25 protein-coding genes are annotated in these 25677 nt (G+C 65.3%); 12 read left to right on the top strand and 13 right to left on the bottom strand.

All coding sequences use genetic code 11. The annotated features are described in order from the left end of the window. Positions 1 to 62 precede the first annotated feature (62 nt). Both JQ587_RS21125 and JQ587_RS21120 read left to right on the top strand, forming a co-directional pair. A complete protein-coding gene (locus JQ587_RS21125) occupies positions 63 to 977 on the top strand; it encodes a 2-dehydro-3-deoxygalactonokinase (protein ID WP_212426525.1) in 915 nt (304 codons plus the stop codon). 13 nt (positions 978 to 990) lie between these two features. Next, on the top strand, positions 991 to 1623 hold the full coding sequence (locus JQ587_RS21120) for a 2-dehydro-3-deoxy-6-phosphogalactonate aldolase (RefSeq protein WP_212426524.1): 633 nt from the start codon (positions 991 to 993) through the stop codon (positions 1621 to 1623). Between the two features lie 94 nt (positions 1624 to 1717). Here JQ587_RS21120 and JQ587_RS21115 read toward each other — a convergent pair whose 3' ends face one another. Both JQ587_RS21115 and JQ587_RS21110 read right to left on the bottom strand, forming a co-directional pair. Then, positions 1718 to 2083 (bottom strand): hypothetical protein, encoded by a 366-nt coding sequence (locus JQ587_RS21115; RefSeq protein ID WP_212300099.1) that lies wholly within the window; start codon positions 2081 to 2083, stop codon positions 1718 to 1720. 51 nt (positions 2084 to 2134) lie between these two features. Then, positions 2135 to 3058 (bottom strand): PaaI family thioesterase, encoded by a 924-nt coding sequence (locus JQ587_RS21110; protein ID WP_212426523.1) that lies wholly within the window; start codon positions 3056 to 3058, stop codon positions 2135 to 2137. A 133-nt stretch (positions 3059 to 3191) separates the two neighbouring features. Between JQ587_RS21110 and JQ587_RS21105 the strand changes: the two genes are divergently transcribed. Further along, the gene (locus tag JQ587_RS21105; RefSeq protein ID WP_212300097.1) at positions 3192 to 3512 is read left to right on the top strand and encodes a hypothetical protein; all 321 of its coding nucleotides are present in this window, start codon (positions 3192 to 3194) and stop codon (positions 3510 to 3512) included. 42 nt (positions 3513 to 3554) lie between these two features. Here JQ587_RS21105 and JQ587_RS21100 read toward each other — a convergent pair whose 3' ends face one another. Next, positions 3555 to 5024 carry an amidase gene (locus JQ587_RS21100; RefSeq protein WP_212426522.1) on the bottom strand — a complete coding sequence of 490 codons (1470 nt, stop codon included), beginning with the start codon at positions 5022 to 5024 and terminating at the stop codon, positions 3555 to 3557. A 112-nt stretch (positions 5025 to 5136) separates the two neighbouring features. Continuing rightward, a complete protein-coding gene (atzD, locus tag JQ587_RS21095; protein ID WP_212426521.1) occupies positions 5137 to 6249 on the bottom strand; it encodes a cyanuric acid amidohydrolase in 1113 nt (370 codons plus the stop codon). A gap of 1268 nt (positions 6250 to 7517) precedes the next feature. On the opposite strand from atzD, the gene JQ587_RS21090 reads away from it, so the two are divergent. The 4 genes from JQ587_RS21090 to JQ587_RS21075 all read left to right on the top strand — a co-directional run bounded on the left by JQ587_RS21090 (position 7518) and on the right by JQ587_RS21075 (position 12503). Continuing rightward, positions 7518 to 9857 carry a Tex family protein gene (locus JQ587_RS21090; protein WP_212426520.1) on the top strand — a complete coding sequence of 780 codons (2340 nt, stop codon included), beginning with the start codon at positions 7518 to 7520 and terminating at the stop codon, positions 9855 to 9857. 331 nt (positions 9858 to 10188) lie between these two features. Continuing rightward, positions 10189 to 10656: a hypothetical protein gene (locus JQ587_RS21085; RefSeq protein WP_212426519.1), complete on the top strand. Its 468-nt coding sequence runs from the start codon at positions 10189 to 10191 to the stop codon at positions 10654 to 10656. 97 nt (positions 10657 to 10753) lie between these two features. Beyond that, the gene (locus tag JQ587_RS21080; protein ID WP_212426518.1) at positions 10754 to 11446 is read left to right on the top strand and encodes a response regulator transcription factor; all 693 of its coding nucleotides are present in this window, start codon (positions 10754 to 10756) and stop codon (positions 11444 to 11446) included. Then, positions 11433 to 12503, top strand: coding sequence for a sensor histidine kinase (locus tag JQ587_RS21075; protein ID WP_212426517.1), 1071 nt, complete (start codon positions 11433 to 11435; stop codon positions 12501 to 12503). The genes JQ587_RS21080 and JQ587_RS21075 overlap by 14 nt, the downstream gene beginning before the upstream one ends. Here the strand turns inward: JQ587_RS21075 and JQ587_RS21070 are convergent. Further along, a complete protein-coding gene (locus JQ587_RS21070) occupies positions 12498 to 12869 on the bottom strand; it encodes a response regulator transcription factor (RefSeq protein WP_212300090.1) in 372 nt (123 codons plus the stop codon). The two genes, JQ587_RS21075 and JQ587_RS21070, sit on opposite strands and share 6 nt — an antisense overlap. Continuing rightward, the gene (locus JQ587_RS21065) at positions 12866 to 13732 is read right to left on the bottom strand and encodes a S1C family serine protease (protein WP_212426516.1); all 867 of its coding nucleotides are present in this window, start codon (positions 13730 to 13732) and stop codon (positions 12866 to 12868) included. Before JQ587_RS21065 ends, JQ587_RS21070 begins: the two co-directional genes overlap by 4 nt. 182 nt (positions 13733 to 13914) lie before the next feature. On the opposite strand from JQ587_RS21065, the gene JQ587_RS21060 reads away from it, so the two are divergent. Continuing rightward, positions 13915 to 14880 (top strand): VOC family protein, encoded by a 966-nt coding sequence (locus JQ587_RS21060; protein WP_212426515.1) that lies wholly within the window; start codon positions 13915 to 13917, stop codon positions 14878 to 14880. A 9-nt stretch (positions 14881 to 14889) separates the two neighbouring features. On the opposite strand, the gene JQ587_RS21055 is transcribed toward JQ587_RS21060, so the two are convergent. The 4 genes from JQ587_RS21055 to JQ587_RS21040 form a co-directional block, all read right to left on the bottom strand. Next, complete coding sequence (locus JQ587_RS21055) at positions 14890 to 15162, bottom strand: hypothetical protein (RefSeq protein ID WP_212300087.1); 273 nt, start codon at positions 15160 to 15162, stop codon at positions 14890 to 14892. Positions 15163 to 15171: 9 nt separating this feature from the next. Next, a complete protein-coding gene (locus tag JQ587_RS21050) occupies positions 15172 to 15498 on the bottom strand; it encodes a YbjQ family protein (protein WP_212426514.1) in 327 nt (108 codons plus the stop codon). A 127-nt stretch (positions 15499 to 15625) separates the two neighbouring features. After that, on the bottom strand, positions 15626 to 15901 hold the full coding sequence (locus JQ587_RS21045; RefSeq protein ID WP_212426513.1) for a hypothetical protein: 276 nt from the start codon (positions 15899 to 15901) through the stop codon (positions 15626 to 15628). 180 nt (positions 15902 to 16081) lie between these two features. Beyond that, positions 16082 to 16876, bottom strand: coding sequence for a transporter (locus tag JQ587_RS21040; RefSeq protein ID WP_249154425.1), 795 nt, complete (start codon positions 16874 to 16876; stop codon positions 16082 to 16084). A gap of 151 nt (positions 16877 to 17027) precedes the next feature. On the opposite strand from JQ587_RS21040, the gene JQ587_RS21035 reads away from it, so the two are divergent. Further along, positions 17028 to 17903 (top strand): dihydrodipicolinate synthase family protein, encoded by an 876-nt coding sequence (locus JQ587_RS21035; RefSeq protein WP_212300083.1) that lies wholly within the window; start codon positions 17028 to 17030, stop codon positions 17901 to 17903. Between the two features lie 212 nt (positions 17904 to 18115). Further along, positions 18116 to 20440 carry a xanthine dehydrogenase family protein molybdopterin-binding subunit gene (locus JQ587_RS21030; RefSeq protein WP_212426511.1) on the top strand — a complete coding sequence of 775 codons (2325 nt, stop codon included), beginning with the start codon at positions 18116 to 18118 and terminating at the stop codon, positions 20438 to 20440. 105 nt (positions 20441 to 20545) lie between these two features. Here the strand turns inward: JQ587_RS21030 and JQ587_RS21025 are convergent, their stop codons facing one another. Genes JQ587_RS21025 through JQ587_RS21015 form a run of 3 tightly spaced genes read right to left on the bottom strand, consistent with a single transcriptional unit; the run spans position 20546 to position 23763 of the window. After that, positions 20546 to 21742, bottom strand: coding sequence for an acyl-CoA dehydrogenase family protein (locus tag JQ587_RS21025; RefSeq protein ID WP_212426510.1), 1197 nt, complete (start codon positions 21740 to 21742; stop codon positions 20546 to 20548). 15 nt (positions 21743 to 21757) lie between these two features. Further along, positions 21758 to 22906, bottom strand: coding sequence for an acyl-CoA dehydrogenase family protein (locus JQ587_RS21020; protein WP_212426509.1), 1149 nt, complete (start codon positions 22904 to 22906; stop codon positions 21758 to 21760). 5 nt (positions 22907 to 22911) lie between these two features. Then, on the bottom strand, positions 22912 to 23763 hold the full coding sequence (locus tag JQ587_RS21015; protein WP_212426508.1) for an enoyl-CoA hydratase: 852 nt from the start codon (positions 23761 to 23763) through the stop codon (positions 22912 to 22914). A 278-nt stretch (positions 23764 to 24041) separates the two neighbouring features. Here JQ587_RS21015 and JQ587_RS21010 point away from each other — a divergent pair, with 278 nt between their 5' ends. Together JQ587_RS21010 and JQ587_RS21005 are read left to right on the top strand one after the other, a co-directional pair. After that, complete coding sequence (locus tag JQ587_RS21010) at positions 24042 to 24647, top strand: LemA family protein (RefSeq protein ID WP_212426507.1); 606 nt, start codon at positions 24042 to 24044, stop codon at positions 24645 to 24647. Between the two features lie 138 nt (positions 24648 to 24785). Further along, a complete protein-coding gene (locus JQ587_RS21005) occupies positions 24786 to 25676 on the top strand; it encodes a TPM domain-containing protein (protein WP_212300301.1) in 891 nt (296 codons plus the stop codon). The last annotated feature ends 1 nt before the right edge of the window (position 25677 follow it).

The following is a 25677-nucleotide window of genomic DNA, read 5'->3' as shown; positions in this document are numbered from 1 at the left end:
ACGCGCCGTCTCATTGTCGCGAGACGGCGTCTCGGCCGTGAGACCTGAGGATACGATTCGAAATGACAGAACCTGCTTATGTCGCGGTGGACTGGGGCACGAGCAGCTTTCGGCTCTGGCTGGTCGATCGCACTGGCCATGTGCTGGCCGAGCGCCGCAGCGATGAGGGCATGATGGCCGCGGCCAAGGCCGGCTTCCCCGGCGTGCTGCAAGCGCACCTGGCCGCGGTTCAAGCGCCGGCTCATCTGCCAGTGCTGATCTGCGGCATGGCTGGGGCCAAGACCGGATGGGTCGAGGCCGGTTATGTCGATACGCCGGCGCCGCTGTCGGCGGTCCTCAAGCAAGCCGCCCGCGTACCGGGCGAGGGGCGCGACATCCGCATCCTGCCGGGCATCGCGCAGCGCGACACAAAAGCACCGGACGTGATGCGCGGCGAGGAGACGCAATTGCTCGGTGCGCTCGGCTTGGGAGCCGCAGGCGAGGCGCTGGTGTGCATGCCCGGCACGCATTCAAAATGGGTGCGCGTGAAAGATGGCACGGTCGAACATTTCGCGACGTTCATGACCGGCGAGCTCTTCAGCGTCGTGTCGCGCGAGACGATTCTCGCGCTCGCGGTGGCCGGCGCGGATGAGGCCGAGGATGTCGCGAGCTTCAAGGCGGCGGTGAATGCCGCGTACGAAGCGCCAGCCTTTGCAGCCAATCTTCTGTTCACCGCGCGGTCGCGTCAGCTGTTGTTCGGCGGCACGCCGGCCGCTGCGCGCGAGACGCTATCGGGCACGTTGATCGGCGCCGAACTGGCGGCAGGGCTTTCCGGCAGCGTGCCGAAGGCCGGCGTCACGCTGATTGCATCGGGCCGGCTGGCGGCACTGTACCGGCTTGCCTTCGGCGCGCTGAATGTCGAGGTGAACCCGATCGACGCTGATGAAGCGGTGCGCCGCGGCCTGTCGATGGCGGCTGCGGCGATCTGGACGAAGTGAGAGGATTTTTGAGATGAGCGTTCCCTTTCCGTCGATGAAGCGGCCCCTGGTCGCGATCCTTCGAGGCGTGAAACCGGAGGAGACCGAGGCCATCGTCGGCGTGCTGATCGAGGCCGGCATGACCGCGATCGAGATCCCGCTGAACTCGCCGGATCCGTTCCGCTCCATCGGCCTTGCGGCGAAGCTCGCGCCTTCAGGCGTGCTGATTGGTGCCGGCACGGTGCTGACTGCGGCCGATGTCGATCGTCTCAACGATGTCGGCGGCAAGCTCATGGTCTCGCCGAATGTCGACACCGAGGTGCTGGCGCGTGCACATCAGCACGGCATGGTGACGCTGCCCGGCGTGTTCTCGCCGACGGAAGCGCTGCTCGCCGCGCGCTCCGGCGCATCAGGCCTGAAATTCTTTCCGGCGAGCGTGCTCGGCGCGTCCGGCATCGCCGCGATCCGCGCCGTGCTGCCCGCAGGTGTGATGATCGCCGCCGTCGGCGGCGTCTCCGATCAGAATTTTGCCGAATACATCAAAGGCGGCGTCACGGCGTTCGGACTGGGGTCCAGCCTCTACAAGCCCGGGATGTCAGCCGCCGATATCGCCGCACGCGCGAAGGCGACGATCGACGCCTACGATCGAGCGATTGCGAAAGACTGAAGCCGCAATAACAAGCCGTGATGGTGCTGCGCGCGGTGATGAGTGGCCGTGGCGACGAGGTGATCGACCTCGCCAAAACCAATCTGCTATGGCGTTAACCGCGCTTCGCCGACGGCACCGGCAACCGCTCATGGCGGCGCTGGAAGCGCTGCCAGTGCAGCACGATGCCGATCAGCGCGGCCGGCACGAAGCCGAGCACGATCAGGAAATGCGGCAGTTCCTTCGGCGAGATGAAGGCGATCGCGATGTCGGAGATCAGCCAGAGCGCTGCGAACATCACCGCGAAATCGGTGCGCGGGCAGCGCAGATAGTAGAACACGGCGGTGATGATCACGGCGGGCCCGATCGCGATCGCGATCATGACCGCGGTCAGCTCCTTCGGCGTCAGCGCGTCGAGCACCATCGACGCCAATAGCCAGATGGCGGCAAACATGGCGACGATGTCGATCGGATGCCGCAACCCACTACCTCTTGCTGGCTTGTGCCATCGTTGGGTTCCAAGCCCCGGCAGTCAAGCAGAATACGCCTGTTCCTCGTCGTTTCCGGGTGTCGGGCGCAGCATGAAATGACCGAAGGCGGAGGCGATCGGCCTGTCGGGATCGTCTTGCCAGGCCCGCGCTTCGAAGGCGACGATACGCCGGCCCTGTTTCACGATCGAGACATTGGCGATGGTGTCGAGCGCCCGTCCGGAGCGCAAATAGTTGACGGTGAGCCCAATGGGCTTTGGCAGCGCCGCGATCCCGAGCTCACGCCGCACGCCGAGGATCGCGGTGGTCTCGAGGAAGGCGCCCGTCATGCCGCCATGGATGGCGGGGAGGATCGGGTTGCCGATGATCTTTGGCGAAAACGGCATGGTCAGCGTGCCGTCGTCGTTGACGCGAATGCCGAGGGCGCGCGCAAACGGGCTGTTGGCGAACGGACCGTCCGGATCCTCCGGCGCCTCCAGCGTCGGGATGTTGCGCGTATCCATCCGGCGGTCCGCAAGCATGTTGGTGCGGTTGGCGCCGATCATGAAGCAGGCGGTGGCGGTCGCCACCGGATCGTCCTCGGACTCCTGATACGCGGTGGAGCGCACGAAGGCGATCGAGCGCGTGGTGCGGTAGCACACCGAATGCGCCTTGATGTCGAGGCCTGGCGTGGCTGGCTTCTGGTAGTCGATGCGCAGGTCGAGCGTCGCGATGGCGCGGGTGCCATCGAGCGCGAGCTGCACCGCCATGCCGCAGCTTTCGTCCAGCATCGCGGTGACGACGCCGCCGTGAAGAACACCAGTCTCGGCGTCGCCGACGAAGACGGGCCGGTAGGGCAGGCTCGACCAGGCTTCGCCCGGCGCGAAGCGGTCGAGCTGGAGCCCGCTGATATGGCCGTAATCGGAGCGGCGGCCCTTGATGGCCTCGGCGAGTTCCTCGAACGGAAGCGTGGTCGGTGAGCTAGGCATGGCGATGTTCTAGACCAGTGTCGCGCACCGCGCAAAACCCCGTACGGCGGCGCCGCAGGGCCGGTTTGGCCTCGACAGAGCCGGCCGAAGCAACGATGGTGGGCGTTCGTTCCCTGCCCGCGAGGAGTATCCCATGACCGATCCCGAAACGCCCGCCACCAGTCAGGGGCCGGTCACCATTTCCAGCTCGAGCTCCGAGCGGGCCCCGATCATCTATTTTGACGGCGCGTCCTGCTTCGGCCATCACAACGGCGCGATCCAGATCGAGCTCGCCGCGAACCTGCTGATGCCGGTCGGCGCGGCCGTCAGGGTCGACGTGGTCCAGACGGCGCATCTGCGCTGCAGCGTGGCCGCGGCGCTGGCGCTGCGCGAAGCGCTCGACAAGGCGCTGGCGATGTACAAGCAGGGCCAGCAGCAACAGCAGCCAGAGGACATCCCGGCGGTGAAGAACTGAGATCGTGACAGGCGATCGCATCTTAGCGCGCTCGCCGCTCACCTAGCCGACATGCACCTTCGGTTTCTTGCCGCCGTTCCACTTGCCGTCGAGCGCGCGCTCGATCTGGGCTGCGAGTTGCAGCAGCAGGCCGTCATTGGCCTGTTTGGCGATCGCCTGGATGCCGAGCGGCAGGCCGTGGTCCTGGGCCGCCATCGGCATCGAGATCGCCGGCATGCCGCAGAGATTGGCGAGTGGCGTGAAGGCGAAGAAGCGCCAGAGATGACCGAACCAGTCGAGCACATCGGGGTTGTCGGAGATGGTGAGATATTCCTTCGTGCCGACCTTCGGCGTCGGCAGCGCGGTGATCGGCGTCAGGATCACGTCCCACTGCTCGAAGAAGCTGCCGAAGCCGCGTGAGGTCGTGTTGAACACGGCCTGCATCCTGGCCCGGTCGGCGAAGCTGGTGTGCAGTCCGGCTTCCCAGATCCGGATGTTCATCGGCTCGATCAGATCCTCCGGCGGGCGCTCCAGCCCGCGCGCGGCCAGCATGTTGGAGATCACGACCGAAAAGTTCGAGATGTAGCAAGTGGTCTGCGCTGCGAAGGCGGCGCGGAAGTCGAGCTCGGGTAGCGCGTAGTCGACGTGATGGCCGAGGCCTTCGAGGAAACGGCCGGTCTTCTCCAGCTCGGCCGCGATCTCCGGCGTCGCGGTGTAGTCGCCCCAGGCGTGGGACAGCGCGATGCGGAGTTTCGACGGATCGCGCTTGATCATCTCGGAATAGGGCTGCGCCGTGGTCCAGAACGGCATGAACTCGCCGGGCGCGGGCCCACGGGCATGGTCGACGAACGCGGCGGTGTCGCGCACCGTGCGCGACTGGCAGCCCTGGATCGAGACGAGGCCAGTGAGATCGGACATGTGCGGCGCGAGCGAGAACACGCCACGCGAGACCTTCAACCCGATATTGCCGTTGACGCCGGCGGGAATGCGGATCGAGCCGCCGCCGTCGGTCGCGTGCGCGATCGGCACCACGCCGGCCGCAACCATCGCGGCGCTGCCCGCCGACGAGCCGCAGGTGGTGTAGTCGGTATTCCAGGGATTGCGGGTGACATACACGGCCGGATTGTCGGCCGAGCTGCACACGCCGAATTCCGGCGTCGTCGTGCGTCCGATCAGGTTGAGGCCTGCCTGGCGGAATTTGCCGGTCAGGAACGTGTCGGCAGCGGCGCGGTTGCCCCGCATCAGCAGCGAGCCCATTTCCTGCAGCCGGCCTTTCATCGTCGGTCCCAGATCCTTCATCAGGAAGGGCAGGCCGGCGAAGGGACCCGCGAGATTGGCGCCGTCCTTGGCGGGATCGGCGATCACGTCATCGAACAGCTCGACCACGCCGGACAGTGTCGGATTGACCTTTGCAACGGCGGCTGCAGCCTGATGTGCCAATTCCTTCGCCGTCAGCTCGCCCTTGCGGACGCGCGCCGCAAGTCCGACGCCATCATGCTGCGTCCATTCGTTCCAGCTCATCGGCAAAGTCATGAAGTCAAAATCCCCTCGAGGTGCGGCGCCACCTTTTTCGCATGGGCCCGTATGAATCAACTGAGCCGGCGCGAGGGGCAGGGTTGCGTGGGGCGCGGAGAGGTCGCGGTTGCTAGGGCTTTAGCCGTGCGATCGCCGCAACCGGGCCGCCGCCGGCGGGGCCCTGATGCTCGGCGCCACCGGAGACGTAGACCGCGCTGGTGCCGGCAAGGCCGGCGATCAGGCCGCCGACCGCGGCACGGGCGTGGCGTGTCGAGCTGATGTCGGTGTCCTCAAGCATGGTGTGGCGGCAGCCGCGTACGGTGCCATCAGGCGAGGCCTCGGCCTTGGCGAAGATGTTGACGAGCTCGCGGTTCGCGACAACTTGTGGTGCGACCCCAAGACCAACACTCGTCAGCGCCGACACCACCGCCGGCGCATCGATCGCGTCGCTCATCACGGCGTGCCCGATCTCGAACTCGCTCAGCGACCCTTCCGAATTGCCGAGCACGATGACGACATTGTGCATCAGCTCGATTCCGGACGAGGTCGAGGCGACCTTCGAGAACAGATCGTAGCGCCGCAGCACGTCGTCGTCGTGGATGTTGGCGGGGATCTCGCCGAGCGCGACCGCAACGCCGAGCGCTGAGGCACCACGCGAATAGGCCATCGAGCTATAGGCGCTGATCGTCGCCGTCTTGTTGCCGCGCGCGCTTGCCGCTTCGACACGCTCGCTGGTCAGCAGCGGGCACTTGATCTGCACGAAATGGACGTCAGTGGCATCAGTGATGCCCGCGTCCGCCATCGCCGCCTTCACCGCCTTGGCCGTCTCGGTGATCTGCGCGGAGCGGCCGAGCTCCTCGGGGAGGAAATCGCGGGTCTGCGCCATGCCGATGCTTAGGCGCTTGCCGGAGACGCCGGCCGGCGGTGTCGCAACCTGCTGGCGAGTGAACACCGTGATGTGCGGGCTGAGCACGCCTTCGGTGCCGCCTGACATCACGAAAGCGATGCGCTGCTCCACCTCGTGCGGCGTCAGGCCGAGTTTCGGCGCCAGCGCCGTGCACAGCGCGGCGACGGCATACTCCCGCGTAAAATCATTGACGCCGCCATTGCCCTCGGTCTTGCCGAGGATCGCCAGGATCGAGGCCGGATCGATCGCGCCTGTAACGATCAGGCTCATGAGGCCGGAGACGTCGCCAGGCCCCTTGGTGGCGATCTTGAAGACGCCGGCCGATGTTGTCCGCATGGATGGTCCTCGTGGGAAGTTCGGTGGTCCGGCGCGCCCAACAGCCGTGGAAGCGCGGTGGATGTCAAGCGGCGCGCCAATCTCCATTGTCGTCCTGGCGAAAGCCAGGACCCATATCGCGTGATTTATCGGTTGTGGCCGGCATCAGTACCGAACGACGAGTCTTCGCCAAACTCCTCCCTGGGGTAATGGGTCCTGGCTTTCGCCAGGACGACACCGGAGTTGTGTGACGAGCACTGGCGACGGCGATCACCCGCGCCCCTGTGTCCCGTGCGTGTCAATGCCATGGCTCAAAAATATTTCGCTTTACCGAAATTCGGATTTGTCGTACACGACACCCATCCTGATCCGGCGAAAAGGGGCGGTCGTACGTCGTCGCGAACCGCGGATCGGGCTGCGGTGGACGCTGGGCAGCGCCGTCGCGGATGCGAGTGGCAGGGCGGGGCAGTGGATTGAGCCGAGCCCCGTGAGCTGCTTGCAAGCCGCGTTGTACGAACGGCGCCTTGTGCTGCGAAGCCCCTTGGGGCGAAGCAGGATTTGCCTGCGTACGGCAAAACCGTGTGGTCCCGGCCGTCGTTGCTACGGTCAAGCGCTTTGCGAATGCGGCATTGGCGTCAACCGGCGCAATGTCGGTAACTTTCGCAGGCGCGAGGGAGGCCAGAAGGAATTCGGCTCCCGGGAGAGCACGGCATAAGCCGTCCGACCACTGCGCAGGGAAGGCCGTGTGTTCGGCTTCACCTGTATGCCGCTGTGCAGGTCTTTTTGCGCTACACGCGCACGGCGGACCGTGGGTGCCAGCCGGCACCCGGCCTTCCCTGCGCCCTTTGTTTGCAGAGGGCGTGAAGCGAACAGCAAAACTCGGGCGAAACGCGCCGCGAGAGCGAGAAGGCGTGTCTGCGAATCGAAATGTTCATTGGAGGAGCCGGTTGCCGCCCCTTGCTCCGTCATTGCGAGCGCCTTGTCCGCCGAAGCTCGAAGAGCGAAGGTGGAAGCAAAGCAATCCAGAGTCTTTCCGGGGAGGGATTCTGGATTGCTTCGTCGCAAAGGCTCCTCGCAACGACGATGGAGGGAGCGTGTGCCTCAACTTCCGCTATCTGCCCCCCGCGACATCCCCACGATTGTGGCGAGATCGCATCGGTTCAACAAAAAATCCTCTGTCGACGGTTGCGCGCCGCACCTTGATGAATCAACCTTGGTTGGTCCATAAGCGGCCTCCCGCGGCCGGATTTCGGTTTGCGTCGCGTGCTTGGATATAGAGGAAATCTCGCGTGGCAAATATCAACCAGAAAATTGCGCAGGAGCTTGGGGTACGGGCGGAGCAGGTCGAGGCGGCGGTGACGCTGCTCGACGGCGGCGCCACGGTTCCCTTCATCGCCCGCTACCGCAAGGAAGCGACCGGTGCGCTCGACGACGCGCAATTGCGGACCCTGGAGGAACGCCTGGTTTACCTGCGCGAGCTGGAAGACCGCCGCAAGGCGATCCTCGAATCGGTCCGCGAGCAGGGCAAGCTCGACGCAGCGCTGGAAGCCTCGATCATGGCCGCGGACAGCAAAGCGCGCCTCGAAGACATCTACCTGCCGTTCAAGCCGAAGCGCCGCACCAAGGCCGAGATCGCCAAGGAAGCCGGTCTCGAGCCGCTCGCCAATCAGCTCATCGCCGAGTCCGGCAACGATCCGAAGGTCGTGGCCGAGGGCTTCATCAATGCCGAGAAGGGCGTTGCGGATGCCGTAGCCGCGCTCGACGGTGCCCGCGCCATCCTGGTCGAGCGCTTCGACGAGGACGCCGATTTGATCGGTGTGCTCCGTGAGGAGATGTGGACCAATGCGCGGATGGCCTCCAAGGTGCGCGAGGGCAAGAAGACCGAGGGCGAGAAATTCGCCGACTATTTTGATTTCTCCGAGCCGCTGACCAAGCTGCCCTCGCACCGCATCCTCGCGATGTTCCGCGGCGAGAAGGAAGAGATCCTCGACCTGCAGATCCAGGCCGAAGCCGAGGCGCCGCCGGCCGGCGTGCCGGGTGCCTATGAACTGAAGATCATGAAGCGCTTCGGCATCGCCGACCTCAAGCGCGCCGGCGACCGCTGGCTGATCGACACCGTGCGCTGGGCCTGGCGCACCAAGATCCAGGTGCATCTCAACATCGACTTGCGCATGCGGCTGTGGAACGCAGCCGAGACCGAGGCCGTGCGCGTGTTCGCCTCGAACCTGCGCGACCTCCTGCTGGCCGCGCCCGCCGGCACCCGCGCCACCATGGGTCTCGATCCAGGCTATCGCACCGGCGTCAAGGTCGCCGTCACCGACGCGACCGGCAAGGTGGTCGATACCGCCGTGATCTATCCGCACGAGCCGCAGCGGCAGTGGAACGAGGCGCTCGCGATCCTCGGCAAGCTCGCGATCAAGCATCGCGTCGAGCTGATCGCGATCGGCAACGGCACTGCCTCGCGCGAGACCGACAAGCTCGCCGGCGATCTGGTCAAGGGTCTGGCCGAGCTGAAAATGAGCAAGATCGTGGTGTCGGAAGCGGGTGCGTCGGTCTATTCGGCCTCGGCTTTCGCCTCGGAGGAACTGCCCGGCCTCGACGTCACCCTGCGCGGCGCGGTCTCGATCGCCCGCCGGCTTCAGGATCCGCTCGCCGAGCTCGTCAAGATCGAGCCCAAGGCGATTGGCGTCGGCCAGTATCAGCACGATCTCGGCCAGGCCAAGCTCGCCAAGTCGCTCGATGCCGTGGTCGAAGACTGCGTGAACGCGGTCGGTGTCGACGTCAACACGGCCTCCGCGCCGCTGCTCGCCCGCGTGTCGGGCGTCGGCTCGGGCCTCGCGCAGAGCATCGTGGCGCATCGTGATGCCAACGGCCCGTTCAAGTCACGCAAGGCGCTCAAGGAGGTGCCGCGGCTCGGCCCGAAGGCGTTTGAGCAGTGCGCTGGCTTCCTGCGCATCCTCGGCGGCGAAGATCCGCTGGATGCCTCCGGCGTGCATCCGGAAGCCTATCCGGTGGTGCGACGGATTCTTGAGGCCACCAAGAGCGACATCAAGGCGCTGATCGGCAGCAGCGAGATCGTGCGCACCTTGAAGCCGAAGGATTTCGTCGACGAGACCTTTGGTCTGCCGACCGTCACCGACATTCTGCGCGAACTGGAAAAGCCCGGCCGTGACCCGCGTCCGGCGTTCAAGGCCGCAGTGTTCAAGGAGGGCGTCGAGGAGATCAAGCATCTCCAGAAAGGCATGATCCTCGAGGGCACCGTCACCAACGTCGCCGCCTTCGGCGCCTTCGTCGATATCGGCGTGCACCAGGACGGTCTCGTGCACATTTCGGCGATGTCCAAGAACTTCATCAAGGATCCGCGCGAGGTGGTGAAGCCCGGCGACATCGTCAAGGTAAAGGTGCTGGACTTCGAGGTCGCCCGCAAACGCATCTCACTGACGCTGCGCCTCGACGACGAGGTCGGTGCCAAGAAGGACACGCCCGGCATGCAGCGCGACAACAACACACGCAACCCCGCCCGCATGACCTCGTCGGCCCCGCGCAAGCAGGAATCCTCCGGTGGCGGCGGTGCACTCGCCGAGGCGATGCGCAGGGCGGCGGAGAAGAACAACGGCAAGCGGGCGTAATCTCTGAACCTCTCCCCGCTCTTTGCGGGGAGAGGTCGGAATTCGCGCTGAAAGCGCGGATCCTGGGGTGAGGGGCAGGGTAACCTGCGAGCCGGATGAATTGTCCATCGGGCTCCGGCCTGCTGTCCCCTCAAGCTCAAATCGTATTCGTGGAAGCAGCCCCTCACCCCACCCTCTCCCCGTAAGAACGGCGCGAGGGAGCGATAGAGCTCAGCCTCCCTAACTTCCGCGTCAGAATCTGGCGCGCTTGTAAGTTGAACGTGCCTGTCCCTTCCTCTCTGATCCCCTTGGTGCGGCAGCAATATCGCCGCGCAGCACGGAGGATGCTTCGATGGACAACAGGCTTCTCAAAGGCCTCACTGCGGTAGCGATTGTTGCGGCACTGGCACTCGCATCGCCCGTTCTCGCCCGAGGGGGCGGCGGCGGTGGCGGTCACGGCGGTGGATTTGGTGGCGGCGGCCATTTCGGCGGCGGTGGCATGCGCGCCGGCGGCTTCGGTGGCGGCATGCATGTCGGCGGCATGGGCGGCGCGCATTTCGCCCATGTGGGTGGACCGGGTCTTGGCGGGCCCGCCTTCGGCGGCGCACGCTTCGCGCATGCGGCGATCGGGCCGCATTTCGTCGGTGCGAGCCGGCCCTTCATCGGCCGGCATGCCTTCTTCCACCACCATCATTTCCGCCGTTTCGCCGTGTTCGGCGCGCCCTACTATTATGACAACTATTACGATGGCTGCTGGCGCAGGAGCTTGACGCCCTATGGGTGGCAATGGGTCAATGTGTGCGGGGATACCTGGTATTAGCATCGCGGGCCCGCACCATTGTCGCGATCGCCGCCGGGTGGTTCCGCTCAGCCCCGGAACGGGATAATCTGGTGGCGATCGTCGCGCGGAGTTTGTCATGACCGGAGGCCATCGCCGCATCCTCGTCGTCGAGGACGATCCGGAGACCGCAGGCCAGCTCGTCGAGGAGTTGACGACGTCAGGCTACGACGTCGATCTCGCCGCCACCGGCCGAGAAGCGCTCAGCCAGGGCGTTGCGCGCGACTATGCCGTGATCACCATTGACCGCATGCTGCCCGATCTCGACGGCATTACCGTGATGCGCCAGTTGCGCGACGACGGCATCGCCGCGCCCTTCCTCATCATCTCCGCGCTCGGCGAGGTCGACGACCGCGTGCGCGGCTTGCGCGCCGGCGGCGACGACTATCTCGTCAAGCCGTTCTCCTTCGTCGAATTGCTCGCGCGCCTCGAGGCGCTCGGGCGCCGCAGCGAGACCATCGCCAAGGAAACCATTTTGCGCGTCGGCGATCTCGCCGTCGACCTGATCGCGCGCAATGCCAGCCGCCGCGGCCGCAAGATTCCACTGCTGCCGCGCGAATTCCAACTGCTCGAATATCTCGTCCGCAACGAGGGCCGTGTCGTGTCCCGCGCAATGCTGCTCCAGCACGTCTGGGACCTGCATTTCGATCCCTCCACCAACATCATCGACGTCTATGTCGGTCGCGTCCGGCGCAAGGTCGACGATGCCCAGGCCTATCCACTGATCCACACCATCCGCGGCATTGGATATTGCCTCCGTGCTCCTGGCTGACACGCTTCGCTCCTCGACCTTCCGCCTGGCGCTGATCGCGATTGCGATCTTCGGCCTGATCGTCGCGGCGATCATGGGTTACGTCTATTTCGGCACGCTCGCTTATGTCAGGAGCCGCGTCGGCGATGCCGGCGACCACAGCGGCTTCGTTGCCATGCTCGAGCTCGCGATGATCGCCGTCGCCCTGCTGCTGGTCGTGCTGGCCGGTCTTGCCGCCGTGCTGGTGACGCGGCGCACGGTCGGGCGGATCGAGGAGATCAACGCCACCAGCCGCGCCATCATGCTGTCCGGACTTGACCGGCGCATTCCGCTGCGCGGCAGCCACGACGAATGGGACCGTGTCGCCGAGAACCTCAACCAGATGCTCGATCGGATCGAGACGCTGATGGGCGAGGTCAAGCAGGTCAGCGACAATGTCGCCCACGATCTGCGCACACCGCTGACGCGCATGCGCGGCCGGCTGGAAAAGGCCTATCATCACGAGCGCAACAGTGAGGCCGATGCAGCCCTGATCGGCGATACTATCGCCGATCTCGATGCGGTGCTCGGCATGTTCGCCTCGATCACGCGGATCTCGGAGATCGAGACCCGCGCCCGGCGCAGCGCGTTTCGTGGGCTCAACCTCGCCGAGATCGCCGGCGAGGTCGTCGAGCTCTACGACGCCGCCGCCGAGCAGGTTGCGACGCGCCTGAGCCTTGGCGGCGACCGCGACGTCGCAGTAACGGGCGATCGCGATCTGCTGTTCGATGCCATCGCCAATCTCGTCGACAACGCGATCAAGCACGGCCGCCCGGGCGGAAAGGTGATCGTAACCTGCCGCAACACCGGTAATGGCGCGATGATCGCCATCGCCGATGATGGTCCGGGCATTGCCGCCGATCAGCATGATCACGTGTTCAAGCGCTTCTACCGGCTCGAGCAGAGCCGCTATACGCCGGGCAACGGCCTGGGCTTGAGTCTTGTCGCGGCGGTGTCGCGCCTGCATGGCGCCGAGATCGCGCTGCACGACAACGCGCCGGGCCTGACGGTCGAGCTCAGCTTTCCGTCCGCGCTATAGCTCGATCACGCCGCGGCGCGCCGCGTGCGCGACCGCGTCGGTGCGGCCGGTGGCATCCAGCTTGTCGAGCAAGGAGCCGACGTGGAATTTCACGGTGTGCACTGAGATATTGAGCTGTCGCGCGATCATCTTGTTGGAGGCGCCTTCCGCCATCAATGCCAGCACATCGAGCTCGCGCTGCGTCAGCGCAATGTCCTCCGGCATGACGCGCGGATCGCGTGCGACAACGCTCGCCATGGCGGTCTCACCGGGCGCGGCGAGGCGAAGCCCCGCGACATTGCCGAGCAACGTCGCGAGGCGGTCGGCGAGGGCGGGATCGTCGATCTCGAGGGCGAGCACGATCTCCGGCGTGGTGTCCTCGCTCACGCCTCCGGCCTCTCGCCAATCGTGACCTTGAAGCTCGCCGGTTCGCCGCCGCGGCGGACCGCAACGTCGATGATCTGGCCGACGCTCGCAGGTCCCAACGTCCGCAACAGCGCACGCACGCCGGAAAGCTTCTGGTCATTGACTGCCACGATCACGTCGCCCTGGCAGATGCCCGCCGTGGCCGCCGGACCTGCTTTGTCGACATTCATCACCATCGCGCCGATGCCGTCATCGAGCCGCAGCGGCTGCAGCCCGAGCCCGAGATAGCCGCGGGCAATGCGGCCGCGGGTCTCGAGTTGGGCTGCGACGCGCTCGATTGTCGCCGTCGGGATCACCAGCACGCGCCGCGGTCCGAGCACGGCCATGCCGAAGGCTTCGCCCGAGGCATTGAGGGCGAGGCCGCCCTCCTGGCTCGGACGCAGGCGAACATCGAGCTCGATCCGCGCATCGATCTCGCCGCCGCGCAGGGAGCGCCAACTCTTGCCTGAAACCGATACCATCCCGAGCGCCGCACTTGGCGCATCGCGATTGGTGGCGACGACGACCGACAACGCGCCGAGGGCAGGGGCCGTGCTAGCGAGCTTGACCGGGGCGATGGCGGTATCGGCGCGCAGCAATGCGACGTCAGTGGTGTGGTCGCGGCCGACGATCGTGGCGGCAGCCGTGGTGCCGTCAGCAAGGACGATCTGGATGTCGCCCTCATCGGCCAGCGCCTCATCGGCGGTGACGATCAGGCCTCCCTTCCAGACGAAGCCGGTCGAGCGGGAGCGATGCGAATGCACGGAGACCACGGACGGCACGATGCGCGCCACGACGTCCGCGAGCGCGGACGACAGCGAGGTGAGAGGGGTGAGGTCGGTCATGGAAGGCTCCTGTAAGCTGCCTCCAATCTGGGATGTCGCGGCCAATTGCGAAACTGGCCGGGTGGCCAGTCCTCCCCTCAGCCACGGCCGACGAACATGTGATTGGGAGCCGCTCACGGGAACGTGTAGCAATCCCCAAATTGCACCGTACGGCCCTAAAATTTGCCAGCGAGCCCTGACCAATGACCATCGACCTCACCCGCCGTACCCTGCTTCAACTTGCCGGCGCGACCTCACTCGCAATGGCCGCGGCCGGCGCTGCACGCGCCGAGGGCAATCCGCTAGGCGGCGGGCCGACCTATGCCAGCCGCACGCCGATGCGGGTCGGCATGGTGACGTTGCGGGTGAAGAATCTCGACAAGCTCGCCGATTACTACCGCGACGTGATCGGGCTCACCGTGATGGAGCGCTCCAGCGCCGCCGCAAGGCTCGGCACGGCCGGTATCACGCTGCTGGTGCTGGAAGCCCGTCCCGATGCCGCGATCGAGCCACGCAACGCCGCCGGCCTCTACCACACCGCCTTCCTGATGCCGACGCGCAAGGATCTCGCACGCTGGCTGGTCCATGCCGCCTCGCACCGCGTGCCGCTGTCGGGCTTTGCCGATCATCTCGTCAGCGAGTCCGTCTATCTCGACGATCCCGAAGGCAACGGCATCGAGGTCTATGCCGACCGCGATCCCTCGCAATGGCAGTGGAGCGAGGGCAGCGTGAAGATGGCGACCGATGAGCTCAATATTCCCGACCTGCTGTCGCTGACCAACACGCGCGTCAGCGACTATGCCAAGGCGCCGGACGGGATGCGTGTCGGCCACATGCATTTGCGCGTCGGCGACCTCGCGCAGGCGGCGAGCTTTTACCACGGCGCGATCGGCCTCGACCCAACCCGCAGCCGCAACGGCGCCGCGTTCCTGTCGTCGGGCCGCTATCACCACCACCTCGGCATGAATGTCTGGCAGAGCCAGGGCGCCGGCCAGCGCGACGATTCCACGACGGGGCTCGCCTGGTTCTCGCTGGTGATGGCAAAGCCGGATCTGCTCGCCGCGCAAGAGGAGCGCCTGCGCAAGGGCGGGGCGCGGATCGTGCAGCTACCGGACGGCGTCGAGGCGGTCGATCCCTGGGGCACGCGCGTGCGGCTGCTCAAGGTGTGAGCCGGCGGCTCACATCTCGCGATAGGCCCGTTCGCCGGTTTCGGGCCGCATGAACACCGCGACGCGCTTGTTGGTTTCGGGATCGATGAAGCGCTCGCCGGTATCGACCCAGCCGGGCCCGATGGGCTGCTTCGAGGCCGGCTTGTAGCGTGTGTCGTAGATCAGGCTTGCGATCAGGCCGATGCCGACAAATGTCAGCGGCACGCCGAACGGAAAGAAGTGGCCGACGACCAGCAGCAGGATTGCGATCAGGAGCGCGGCGATACCGATCGGCAGCGACATGGTCCGATCCTAGCGCGCGGCCGGCTCGATGACGACGGCCGTTCCGTAGGCGACGATCTCGCTCATGGTCTGGCCGATCTCGGCGGAGTCGAACCGCATCATCACGATTGCATTGGCGCCCATCGCGGTGGCGTTCTCGACCAGGCGATCAACGGCGTGACGGCGTGCGTCCTCCAGCAGCCTCGTATATTCCGGAATCTCGCCGCCGACGATCGAGCGCAGGCCGGCGACGATATTGCCGCCAAGTCCGCGACTGCGGACGACGATGCCGAAACATTGGCCCAGCGTCCGGACCACGCGATGGTTCGCGACGTTCTCGGTGGTGACGATCAACATGTGGCTCCCCTGCCTGGTTGCACGCCATCATTAGTCCGAGCCGAGATGGAACGGTTCATTTGCCGTTTCGAAAGGGAGAGGCGGCGCGAGGGGACGAATGGCCCTCCGCGCCGTCATCAGCGCGCGATCAGCCGCGTGCGACGGGGTTGATCGAGACGTCGGGTCCCGCGTGCTTCTGCGCAGCCTGGAAGCCCGCCGTGATGCCTTGTTCGACCGATTTCCGCACGTGCTCGTCGGTGATCTGCTTTGCCACATCGGCCACGGCAGCCAGGATCATCGAATCCTGGAACAAGGCTGGGTAGTTGACCGGTCCGGGGCCGGGCTTGCCCCAGTGGATCGGGATCTGAAAGATCGGCAGGAAGAAGCAATGCCGTTTGCCACCGAAGTTGATGCAAATTTCCATGGCCTGACTCCTCGCTAAGGGATCGCTGCGCTCGCTGTCCGCAGCGCCTGCGACGCTAGACCCGTGTGGCCAGGTCCGGTGTGAAGCCGTTCACACCGGAAGGATGCATAAAATCGCGTAAACTATTATCGATTGTGAGTGCGAAGATGTCAGCTCGCTGATATCCGCGACTGTTTCCCATCAATGCCAAAGACGCGGTCTCGTCGCCGTACCGAGGACGTTGTCCCAGCGGTAGGAATAGCCGACGCCGATGATGTAATCCGGCGAGTTTCGGTTGAGACCGAAGGCAAGGTGGAAATCGATCTGCTCGGTCCGGTTCAAGAGATAGCCGCCGCCGACATTGAGCAGCGCGGTGCTTGCGCCGCGCGACGGAGTGTCGCTGACATATTCGGCGAACAGCGCCAGCTTCTCGCTGACCTTTCGCTCGATCACGAAGGTGGCCTCGCTGGTCTGGTGGCTGGTCGGATCTGACGGCCGGAAGAAGCTCGTGAACATGCCGCTGATGCCCCAGCCGCCGCCGAGCTCGTAGGACCAGGGGAGTTGCAGATAGGGCTGAAAACCTGGACCGGTGATCGCGGGCGTGCCAGTCGGCAGGCTTGCGCCGAACACCACGGAGAGGTTGGCGGGCTCAGGCAGTCCGCTGACCTGCCATTTCACGCCGGGGGAGACGTTGGTGAATCCGGTGTCGATCGCGCCCGTCAGCCGCCCGACATAGCTCGGCACGTCGACCAGCACCTCGAGGCAGGGTGCGACACCGAAGCGGAGCCGGCTGTTGCTGCTGTCAAAGCCCTTAGCCCTGCTCTGGCCGGAGGTGTGGACGCCGTTCTCGATCTGGATGCTGCCATCGGGCACGACCAGGCTCGAATTGGTCACATCGGGACGATCGGTCGCGATCTCCGATTGCGGCGAGGGGCATTCACCGGCCTGAACCATGCCGGAGCACAGCGCGACGGTGAGGAGGCTGACGCAACGCAACGAAACCTGCCAACGCGGCAGGATAATCCCTAGGACACCAAATGCGCTCTTCGAAGGCCGATCGCTTGCTGGCAATAGTACCTCATGGTAGCACGCGATGGATCGCGCACCTGCCAGACAAGACTGGCTTCCTCCGGATTTTATTCCCGCCATGACTGATTTTCGCGGCGTCTTCCCCTACCTCGTCTCGCCCGTCGATGCCGACGGCGCGGTGCGGACGAACGTGCTCGCAAAGCTCTGCGACGATTTGATCGGCGCCGGCGTGCACGGGCTGACGCCGCTAGGCTCGACCGGCGAGTTCGCCTATCTCAATGCCGCGCAGCGTACGGCGATTGTGCAGACGACCATCGAGGCTGCGAAGGGCCGCGTGCCTGTTGTGGCGGGCGTTGCGTCGACGTCGACGGCGGACGCCGTGGCGCAAGCGCAGGCCTGTCAGAAGCTGGGCGCCAACGGCATTCTGGCGATCCTCGAGGCCTATTTCCCGCTCGCCGATGCCCAGATCGAATCCTATTTCCGCAGCATCGCCGATGCCGTCGACATTCCTGTCGTGATCTACACCAATCCGCAATTCCAGCGCTCTGACCTCACCCTCGATGTCATCGCGCGCCTCGCCGAGCATCCGCGCATCGGCTACATCAAGGATGCCTCGACCAACACCGGCCGGCTGCTGTCGATCATGAACCGCTGCGGCGATTCCTTGCGCGTGTTCTCGGCCTCCGCCCATATCCCGGCCGCGGTGATGCTGATTGGTGGTCTCGGCTGGATGGCGGGACCGGCCTGCATCATCCCGCGTCAGAGCGTGGCGCTCTACGACCTCTGCCGGGCCGGCCGCTGGGATGAGGCCATGGCGCTCCAGCGCAAGCTGTGGCGCATCAACGAGGCCTTCGCCCGCTTCAACCTCGCCGCCTGCATCAAGGCCGGCCTTGCGATCCAGGGCTACGACGTCGGCGACCCCGTCCCGCCGCAGGCAGCGCTCAACGCCGATGCGCGCAAGGCGGTGGAAGCGGCGCTCAAGGAGCTGGCGTAGCTGTCATTCCGGGGCGAACCCGGAATCTCGAGATTCTCAGTTGCTCAATTGCGCACCGTAATTCGATGCTGTGCATCGACCCGGAATGACGATCTCCAAGACAAGCCTGGGCATGACGAATCCGTGGATATCTGGCCCAAAAGCGCGGCTGGTCTCCTCTACCTCGATCCGCTAAAAGGCGGCCGCACTTTGAGGCTTAGAGGACCAGCGGAATGAACATTCTTCCCGGCAATTTGCGTTTCGGAGCGGGCCAGCCCGTCAAGCGTTTGGAAGACCAGCGGCTGCTCACCGGGAAGGGGCAATTCATCGACGACAAGCCGGACGACGGTGCGCTGTGGTTGCACGTGCTGCGCTCGCCGCATGCGCACGCGAAGATCGTCTCGGTCGACACCGGCGCAGCCGCATCGATGCCCGGCATCACCGCAATCTACACCGGCGCGGACCTGATCAAGGACGACGTCGGTGCTATCCCGACGCTGAGCATCTTCAAACGCCCCGACGGCAAGCCGATGACTGTGCCGCCGCGGCGGCTGCTCGCCCATGAGGTGGTGCGTTACACCGGCGAGGCGGTGGCGGCCGTGGTGGCTTCATCGCGTGCAGAGGCCCAGAGCGCGGCTGAGGCGATCGTGGTCGAGTATGATGTGCAGCCGGCGGTGGTCGATCCCGTCGAGGCCGTGAAACCCGGCGCGCCCGTGGTCTGGCCGGAGGCGCCCGACAACATCGTCGGCGCGATGGCCTACGGCGATGCCGCCAAGGTGGACGAGGCCTTCGCCAAGGCCGCGCACACGGTCGAGCTCGATCTCGTCAGTCAGCGCCTAGTGCCCTCGGCCATGGAGCCGCGCTCGACCATTGCCGAGATCGACAAGAAGACCGGCCGTCTCCTCCTGCATGTGCAGTCCCAGACGCCAGCCTCGACCCGCGACGTGCTGGCGGAAGCAGTGCTCAAGCGTCCCAAGGACAGCGTGCGCGTGCTGGTCGGCGACATCGGCGGCGGCTTTGGCCAGAAGACCAACCTCTATCCGGAAGACGGCATCGTCGCCTATGTCGCGACCAAGCTGAACAAGAAGATCCGCTGGCGTGGCGATCGCACCGACGAATTCGTCGGCGGCACCCATGGCCGCGATCTCACCTCGACCGCGTCTTTCGCGCTGGACGAGAAGGGCAAGGTGCTCGCCTATCGCGTCACCTCGATCGGCTGCACCGGCGCCTATTCCTCGGGTGCTGCCAACATCATCCCGCTGGTGCTCGGGCCGTTCGTGCAGACAGGCGTCTACGACCTGCCGCTGGTGCATTTCGAGATCAAGTCGGTGATGACGCACACCGCGCCGGTTGGTGCCTATCGTGGCGCCGGCCGGCCCGAAGCGGTGTTCATCGTCGAGCGCCTGTTCGACGCAGCTGCGCGAAAAATCGGCATGGATCCGCGCGCGATCCGGAAAGCGAACTACATCAAGCCGGCGCAGCTCCCTTACACCAACGCTGCCGGCCAGGTTTATGACTCCGGCGCCTTCGCGCACATGCTCGACCGCGCCGTGAAGCTTGCGGACTGGGACGGCTTTGCCGCGCGCAAGAAGGCCGCGAAAAAGAAGGGCCTGCTCTATGGCCGCGGGCTCACCTCCTACATCGAATGGACCGGTGGCCGCGCCCATACTGAAAAGGTCAGCCTGCATGCGACCTCGCAAGGCCGCGTCGTGCTGCATTCCGGCACCATGGCGATGGGGCAGGGCTTGCAGACGACCTACACCCAGATGATTTCCGATACGCTCGGCGTTGCCATGGACAAGATCGACGTCGTGCAAGGCGACACCGATCTCGCCATGGGTTTTGGCAGCGTCGGCTCGCGCTCGCTGTTCGTCGGCGGCACCGCGGTCGCGGTTTCCTCCAACGATCTGATCCAGAAGGCGCGCGAGAAGGCGGCGAACGTGCTGGAGACCTCGGTCGAGGACATCGAGTACCAGGGTGGCATGCTCACCGTGGTCGGCACCGACCGCCGCATCAGCCTGTTCGACATCGCCGAGAAGGAGGATGGCGCCAAGCTCAGCGTCGATTCCGAAGGCGAGGTTGACGGGCCGAGCTGGCCCAACGGCACGCATATCTGCGAGGTCGAGATTGATCCCGATACCGGCGTCTCCAAGGTCGTGCGCTACACCACCGTCGATGATGTCGGTGTCGCCGTGAACCCGATGCTGGTCACCGGCCAGATCCATGGCGGCGTCGCGCAGGGCATCGGGCAGGCGCTGTATGAGGGCGTCTCGTACGATGCCGATGGTCAGCTTCTGACCGCGAGCTACCAGGACTACTGCATCCCGCGTGCCGATGACGTGCCGCCGATCGTGGTCACGCTCGACGATTCCGCGCCCTGCCGCACCAATCCGCTCGGCGCCAAGGGCTGCGGCGAATCCGGCGCCATCGGCGGCCCGCCCTGCGTCACCAACGGGGTCATGGACGCGCTCGGCGAGCTCGGCATCACCCAGCTCAACACGCCGCTGACGCCACAGAAGATCTGGAAGGCGATCAGGGACGCGAAGGCGGCGGGTTAAGCGCAACGCGTTGTTGCGCTGGCTGTCGCTACAAACTGATCTGTCGTCCCGGATCTGCGCTTCGCGTGTCCGGGACGACACCGAGTGTATGGCGCGCGCGTTCCCTCAAATCCCCAGCATCATCTTCGCGATGATGTCGCGCTGGATCTCCGAGGTGCCGCCGAAGATCGTGTAGGCTCGCCCGTTGAGATATTCCGGCACAACCGTCAGCATGTCCTCAGGCAGTGCCGGCTCGCGGTTGAGCTTGTAGAGCGGGCGCGTCGGCTCGACCGCGAGCGCGTCGTGGCCGATCACGTCGACCCCTAACCGCGTTACGGCCTGCCGGATCTCGCTGTTGCGCAGCTTCAGGATGGACGAGACCGCGCCGGGATTTTGGCCGGTTTGCAGCGCCGAGAGCACGCGCAGCTCGGTCATCTCCAGTGCATCGATATCGACCTCGACCTCTGAGATGCGGGATGCGATGTCAGGGCTGTCGATCGCTCGACCCGTGAGGTCGGATTCGGCAAGCTCGGTGATGGCGCGCAGCCCCTCGCGTAGCTTGGCCGAGGCAATGCCGGAGCCTCGTTCGAACTCGAGCAGATATTTGCCGTAAGTCCAGCCCTTGCCTTCCTCGCCGACGCGGTTGGCGACGGGCACGCGCACGTCGTCGAAGAACACCTGGTTGACCTCGTGGTCGCCGCCGATGGTCAGAATGGGGCGCGTGGTGATGCCCGGCGTCTTCATGTCGATCAGGATGAAGCTGATGCCGTCCTGCTGCCGCGGGCCGTCGCTGGTGCGCACCAGTGCGAACATGCGATTGGCGTGATGGGCATGCGTGGTCCAGATCTTCGTGCCGTTGATGATGTAGTCGTCGCCGTCGCGCACCGCGCGGGTCTTCAGTGACGAGAGATCGGAGCCGGAGCCCGGCTCGGAATAACCCTGGCACCAATAATCCTCGCCGGACAGAATGCGCGGCAAGTAAAAGTTCTTCTGCTCCGGCGAGCCGAAGCCGATGATGACGGGCCCGACCATCTTCACGCCCATCACGTTGACATTCGGCACGCCGGCCCGTGCGCATTCGCTCTCGAAGATCCAGCGCTGCGCCGGCGTCCAGTCCGGGCCGCCATGGTCGACCGGCCAGCCCGGCGCACCCCAACCCCGTCTATGCAGCGCGCGCTGCCAGGCCATGCCGATATCGGGATCGGAGAACACCGATGGCGTCAGCGCCGTCGCGCGCTTCATCTCTTCGGTGAGATTCTTCGCGATGAAGCCGCGCACCTCGTTTTGGAAGGCGCGCTCCTCGGCATTGAACGACAGGTCCATGATGCGCTCCTTGTGTCAGGCGGACTGAGTGATGCGGCCAAGCTGGGCGTGGCGGGCATAGTGATGCGCGCTGCCGCCGAATAGCGTGTCGAAGGCGACCAAGCGCTTGAAATAGGCGCCGACCTCGAGCTCCTCGGTGACGCCCATGCCGCCGTGGAGCTGGATCGATTGCTCGCCGACGAAGCGGGCGCATTTGCCGATCTTCGCCTTTGCAGCCGATGCGGCGCGGGCACGCTCGACCGGCGGGCTGTCTGCCTTCAGCGCGGCACGCAGCGCCATCGAGCGGGCCTCGTCGACCTGGATGGCCATATCGGCGAGGCGATGGCGGATCACCTGGTTGGCGGACAGCGGCCGGCCGAACTGTTCTCTGATCTTGGTGTACTCCAGCGTGGTGTCGAGCAGCGTCTGCATGATGCCGACGGCTTCCGCGCCTAACGCGGCCATGGCGCGATCGACGGCCCATTCGATCGCCGGCAGCGCGTCCCTGCCGTCGCCGAGCAGGGCGTCCTCCGGCAGTTGCACGCCGGAGAGTTCGATGTTGCAGGCCCGCCCGCCGCCGAGGCGCGGATAGTCGGAAATCGCAAGGTCAGACGCGGTTGCCGGCACCAGAAACAGGCCGATCCGTCCCGACGGTCCCCGATGATCATGCAGATGCGCGGAGACGATGAGGTCGTCGGCGGCATGGCCGTCGAGCACGGCAATCTTGCTGCCGGAGAGATGCCAACCGTGCGCCGACTTGGTGGCTGAGGTCGCGACCTTGGCGAGATCGAACCGCGCAGCCCGCTCGGAATGGGCAAACGCAAGCTTCAACGATCCGTCCGCGATCTTGGGCAGGCTCGCCTGCTTCTGCGCCGTGCTGGCGCACTTGTCGATCAGTGCAGCGCCAAGCACGACGGTCGCAATATACGGCTCCGACACCAGTCCGCGGCCAAAGGCTTCCATCAGGATGCCGATTTCGACCGGCCCGCCACCAAGACCGTCGAGCTCTTCCGGGATCGGCAGTGCCAGCCAGCCGAGCTCGGCAAACTGCTTCCACACCGCCGGGCTGAAGCCGAGCGGATCGTTCGCCATCTTGCGGCGGTGATCGGCATCGTAGCTCTCGGCCACGAAGCGCTCCGCGCTCTCGCGCAGCAGCCGTTGTTCGTCACTGAGATTGAGATCCATTGCGTCTACTCCGGGGCCGCCGGCTTGCGCACGGAGGGATGTAGTCCGGATGGATCGACCACCATGCCGAACTCCTGAAGGTTGTGGGCGTGACAAAGCTGATGCAGCGCAAAGGCCTGGTCGATCGCGGCGGGTTGCCCCATGATATCGACGGAGCGGTTCACGGCCTCCTTGGTCAGCTTCAGCGCAAAGGACGGCTTTGCTGCGATCCGGCGCGCCAGCTCCAGCACGCGCGATGACAGTTCGGCGCGCGGCACGACCTGGTTGACCATGCCGAGCTGATGCGCCTCCTGCGCACTCCAGCTATCGGCGGTGAACAAAAACTCCTTGGCTTTGCGTGGGCCGAGCTCCCAGGGATGCACGAACCATTCGACGCCGCAGACGCCCATGGTCACGACGGGATCACAGAACTGCGCATCGTCGCTGGCAACGATGAGGTCGCAGGCCCAGGCCAGCATCAAGCCACCGGCGATGCACTTGCCGTGCACTTCTGCAATCATAGGCTTGGCGAGATTGCGCCAGCGCCGCGTGATCTGGAGATATATTTCCTGCTCGCGCGCAAAGCGGCCGTGCGCGTTCGCTTCCGCAAAGCCGCCCCAATTTCCTACCGGCGGAAAATCGATGCCGGCGGCATTCTTAGCCCCGGGGCGCAGATCGTGGCCGGAGGAGAAGTGCGGCCCGGTGCCGGCGAGGATGATCACCTTGACCGCATCGTCCTGCACCGCCGCGTCGAAGGCCGCGTTGAGGTCGTAGGTCATTTGCAGGTTCTGCGCGTTGCGCGCGTCGGGACGGTTCATCACGACCCTGGCGACCGCCGGCTCCGGCCGCTCCACGAGGATGGTCTCGAACGAGGACATGGCGCGCTCCCCTGCATTTTTCGTCTTGTTTGCTTTGAGTTGACTATGCCGTGTGGCGATAGGCAAGAGGCTTGCGTCAGCCGGCTGGCGGTTGGGCGCGCGCGTGATTGTTGCAGTCATTCCGGGGCGCGAAGCGAGCCCGGAATCTCGAGATTCTCAGGTGCGCAATTGCGCACCGTAGCTCGATGCTTTGCATCGCCCCCGGAATGACATCGGGAAGCTGGCGTCTTGCGCGCGCAATCTGGTAGTTTGCCCCCGATTCCACCGGGAGAAATTTGATGCGCAAGATCCTGACCGTGCTGGCGGCGCTGGCCTCGCTCAGCCTCACCAATTGCGGCTACAACGCGATCCAGAGCGAGGACGAGCAGATCAAGGCCAACTGGTCCGAGGTGGTGAACCAGTATCAGCGCCGCGCCGATCTCGTGCCCAATCTCGTCAACTCGGTGAAGGGGTTTGCGCAGCAGGAGAAGGACGTGCTGCTCGGCGTCACCAATGCCCGTGCCAAGGTCGGCAGCATCCAGGCGACGCCCGAGGTGCTGAACGATCCCGCCGCGTTCCAGAAGTTTCAGGCCGCGCAGGGCGAGCTGTCCAGTGCGCTGTCGCGGCTCCTCGTGGTTACCGAAAACTATCCGCAGCTGAAGTCGGATGCCCTGTTCAAGGATTTGATGTCGCAGCTCGAGGGTACCGAGAACCGTATCACGGTCGCGCGCAACCGCTACATCAAGGCGGTGCAGGAGTATAACGTCACCATCCGCTCGTTCCCGAGCAATCTCACGGCGATGATGTTCGGCTACAAGGAGAAGCCGAACTTCTCGGTCGAGAACGAGAAGGAAATCTCGACCGCGCCGAAGGTCGACTTCAACGCGCCCGCGCCGTCGAAGTAAGCGCGAGCCATTTTGCGAATGGGCATCACCCCACCCACCGCTGTCATTCCCCGCGAAAGCGGGGAATCCAGTACGCCGCGGCTTTTCCGCATCTCGCTGGCGTCTATGGAATACTGGATCGCCCAGTCGGGCCGGGCGATGACGGCGAATTTGTGGTGGCATGCTGCTCTCATTGTCGCGCTTGTGTTCGCCATCGCGGTCCCCGCCGCTGCGGACGTTGCCGTGCCGCAGCTCACCGGGCGCGTGGTCGACCGGACCGGCACGCTGTCGAGCAGCGATATCGCTGCGCTGTCGCAGAAGCTCAGCGGTTTCGAGACGCGCAAGGGCAGCCAGATCGCGGTGCTGATCGTGCCGACGACGGATCCGGAGACGATCGAGCAATTCTCGATCCGCGTTGCAGAAGCCTGGAAGATCGGTCGCAAGAAGATCGACGATGGCGCGATCCTGGTGGTCGCCAAGAACGACCGGCATCTGCGCATCGAGGTCGGCTATGGCCTCGAAGGCGCACTGACCGACGTCACCTCGCGGCGGATCATCGACGAGGTCATCACGCCAAAATTCAGGGAGGGCGATTTCGCCGGTGGCATCTCGGCCGGCGCGGAGCGGATGATGCGCGTCATTGACGGCGAGCCGCTGCCGGTTCCCTCGCGCAGCGTGAATTTTGCCAATCTCGACGACATCGGGCCGGCCGTCCCGGTCGTCCTGTTTGCCTCGCTCGTCGTCGGTGGCTTCCTGCGCGCACTGCTGGGGCGACTGCTGGGGTCGGTCGCGACCGGCAGCGTGATTGGTCTCCTGGCCTTGCTCATCCTCGGATCCGGCGCCTTAGCCTTGCTCGCCGGCATCATCGGCTTCGTGCTGTCCTTCATCGCCGACCTATTTCCGGCGTCAACGGGGACGTCGCGCGGCGGATCGTGGTCGGGCGGCTCCTCGTCTGGCGGCTGGAGCAGTGGATCGTCGTCCAGTGACAGCGGCAGCTTCAGCGGAGGCGGCGGCAGCTTTGGTGGCGGCGGCGCCTCGGGGAGCTGGTAGT

This window comes from Bradyrhizobium manausense (genome assembly GCF_018130615.1).
GTDB lineage: Bacteria > Pseudomonadota > Alphaproteobacteria > Rhizobiales > Xanthobacteraceae > Bradyrhizobium > Bradyrhizobium manausense_A.
The sequence above is the reverse complement of the archived record's forward strand: the minus strand, read 5'-3'. Positions and strand labels throughout refer to the sequence as shown.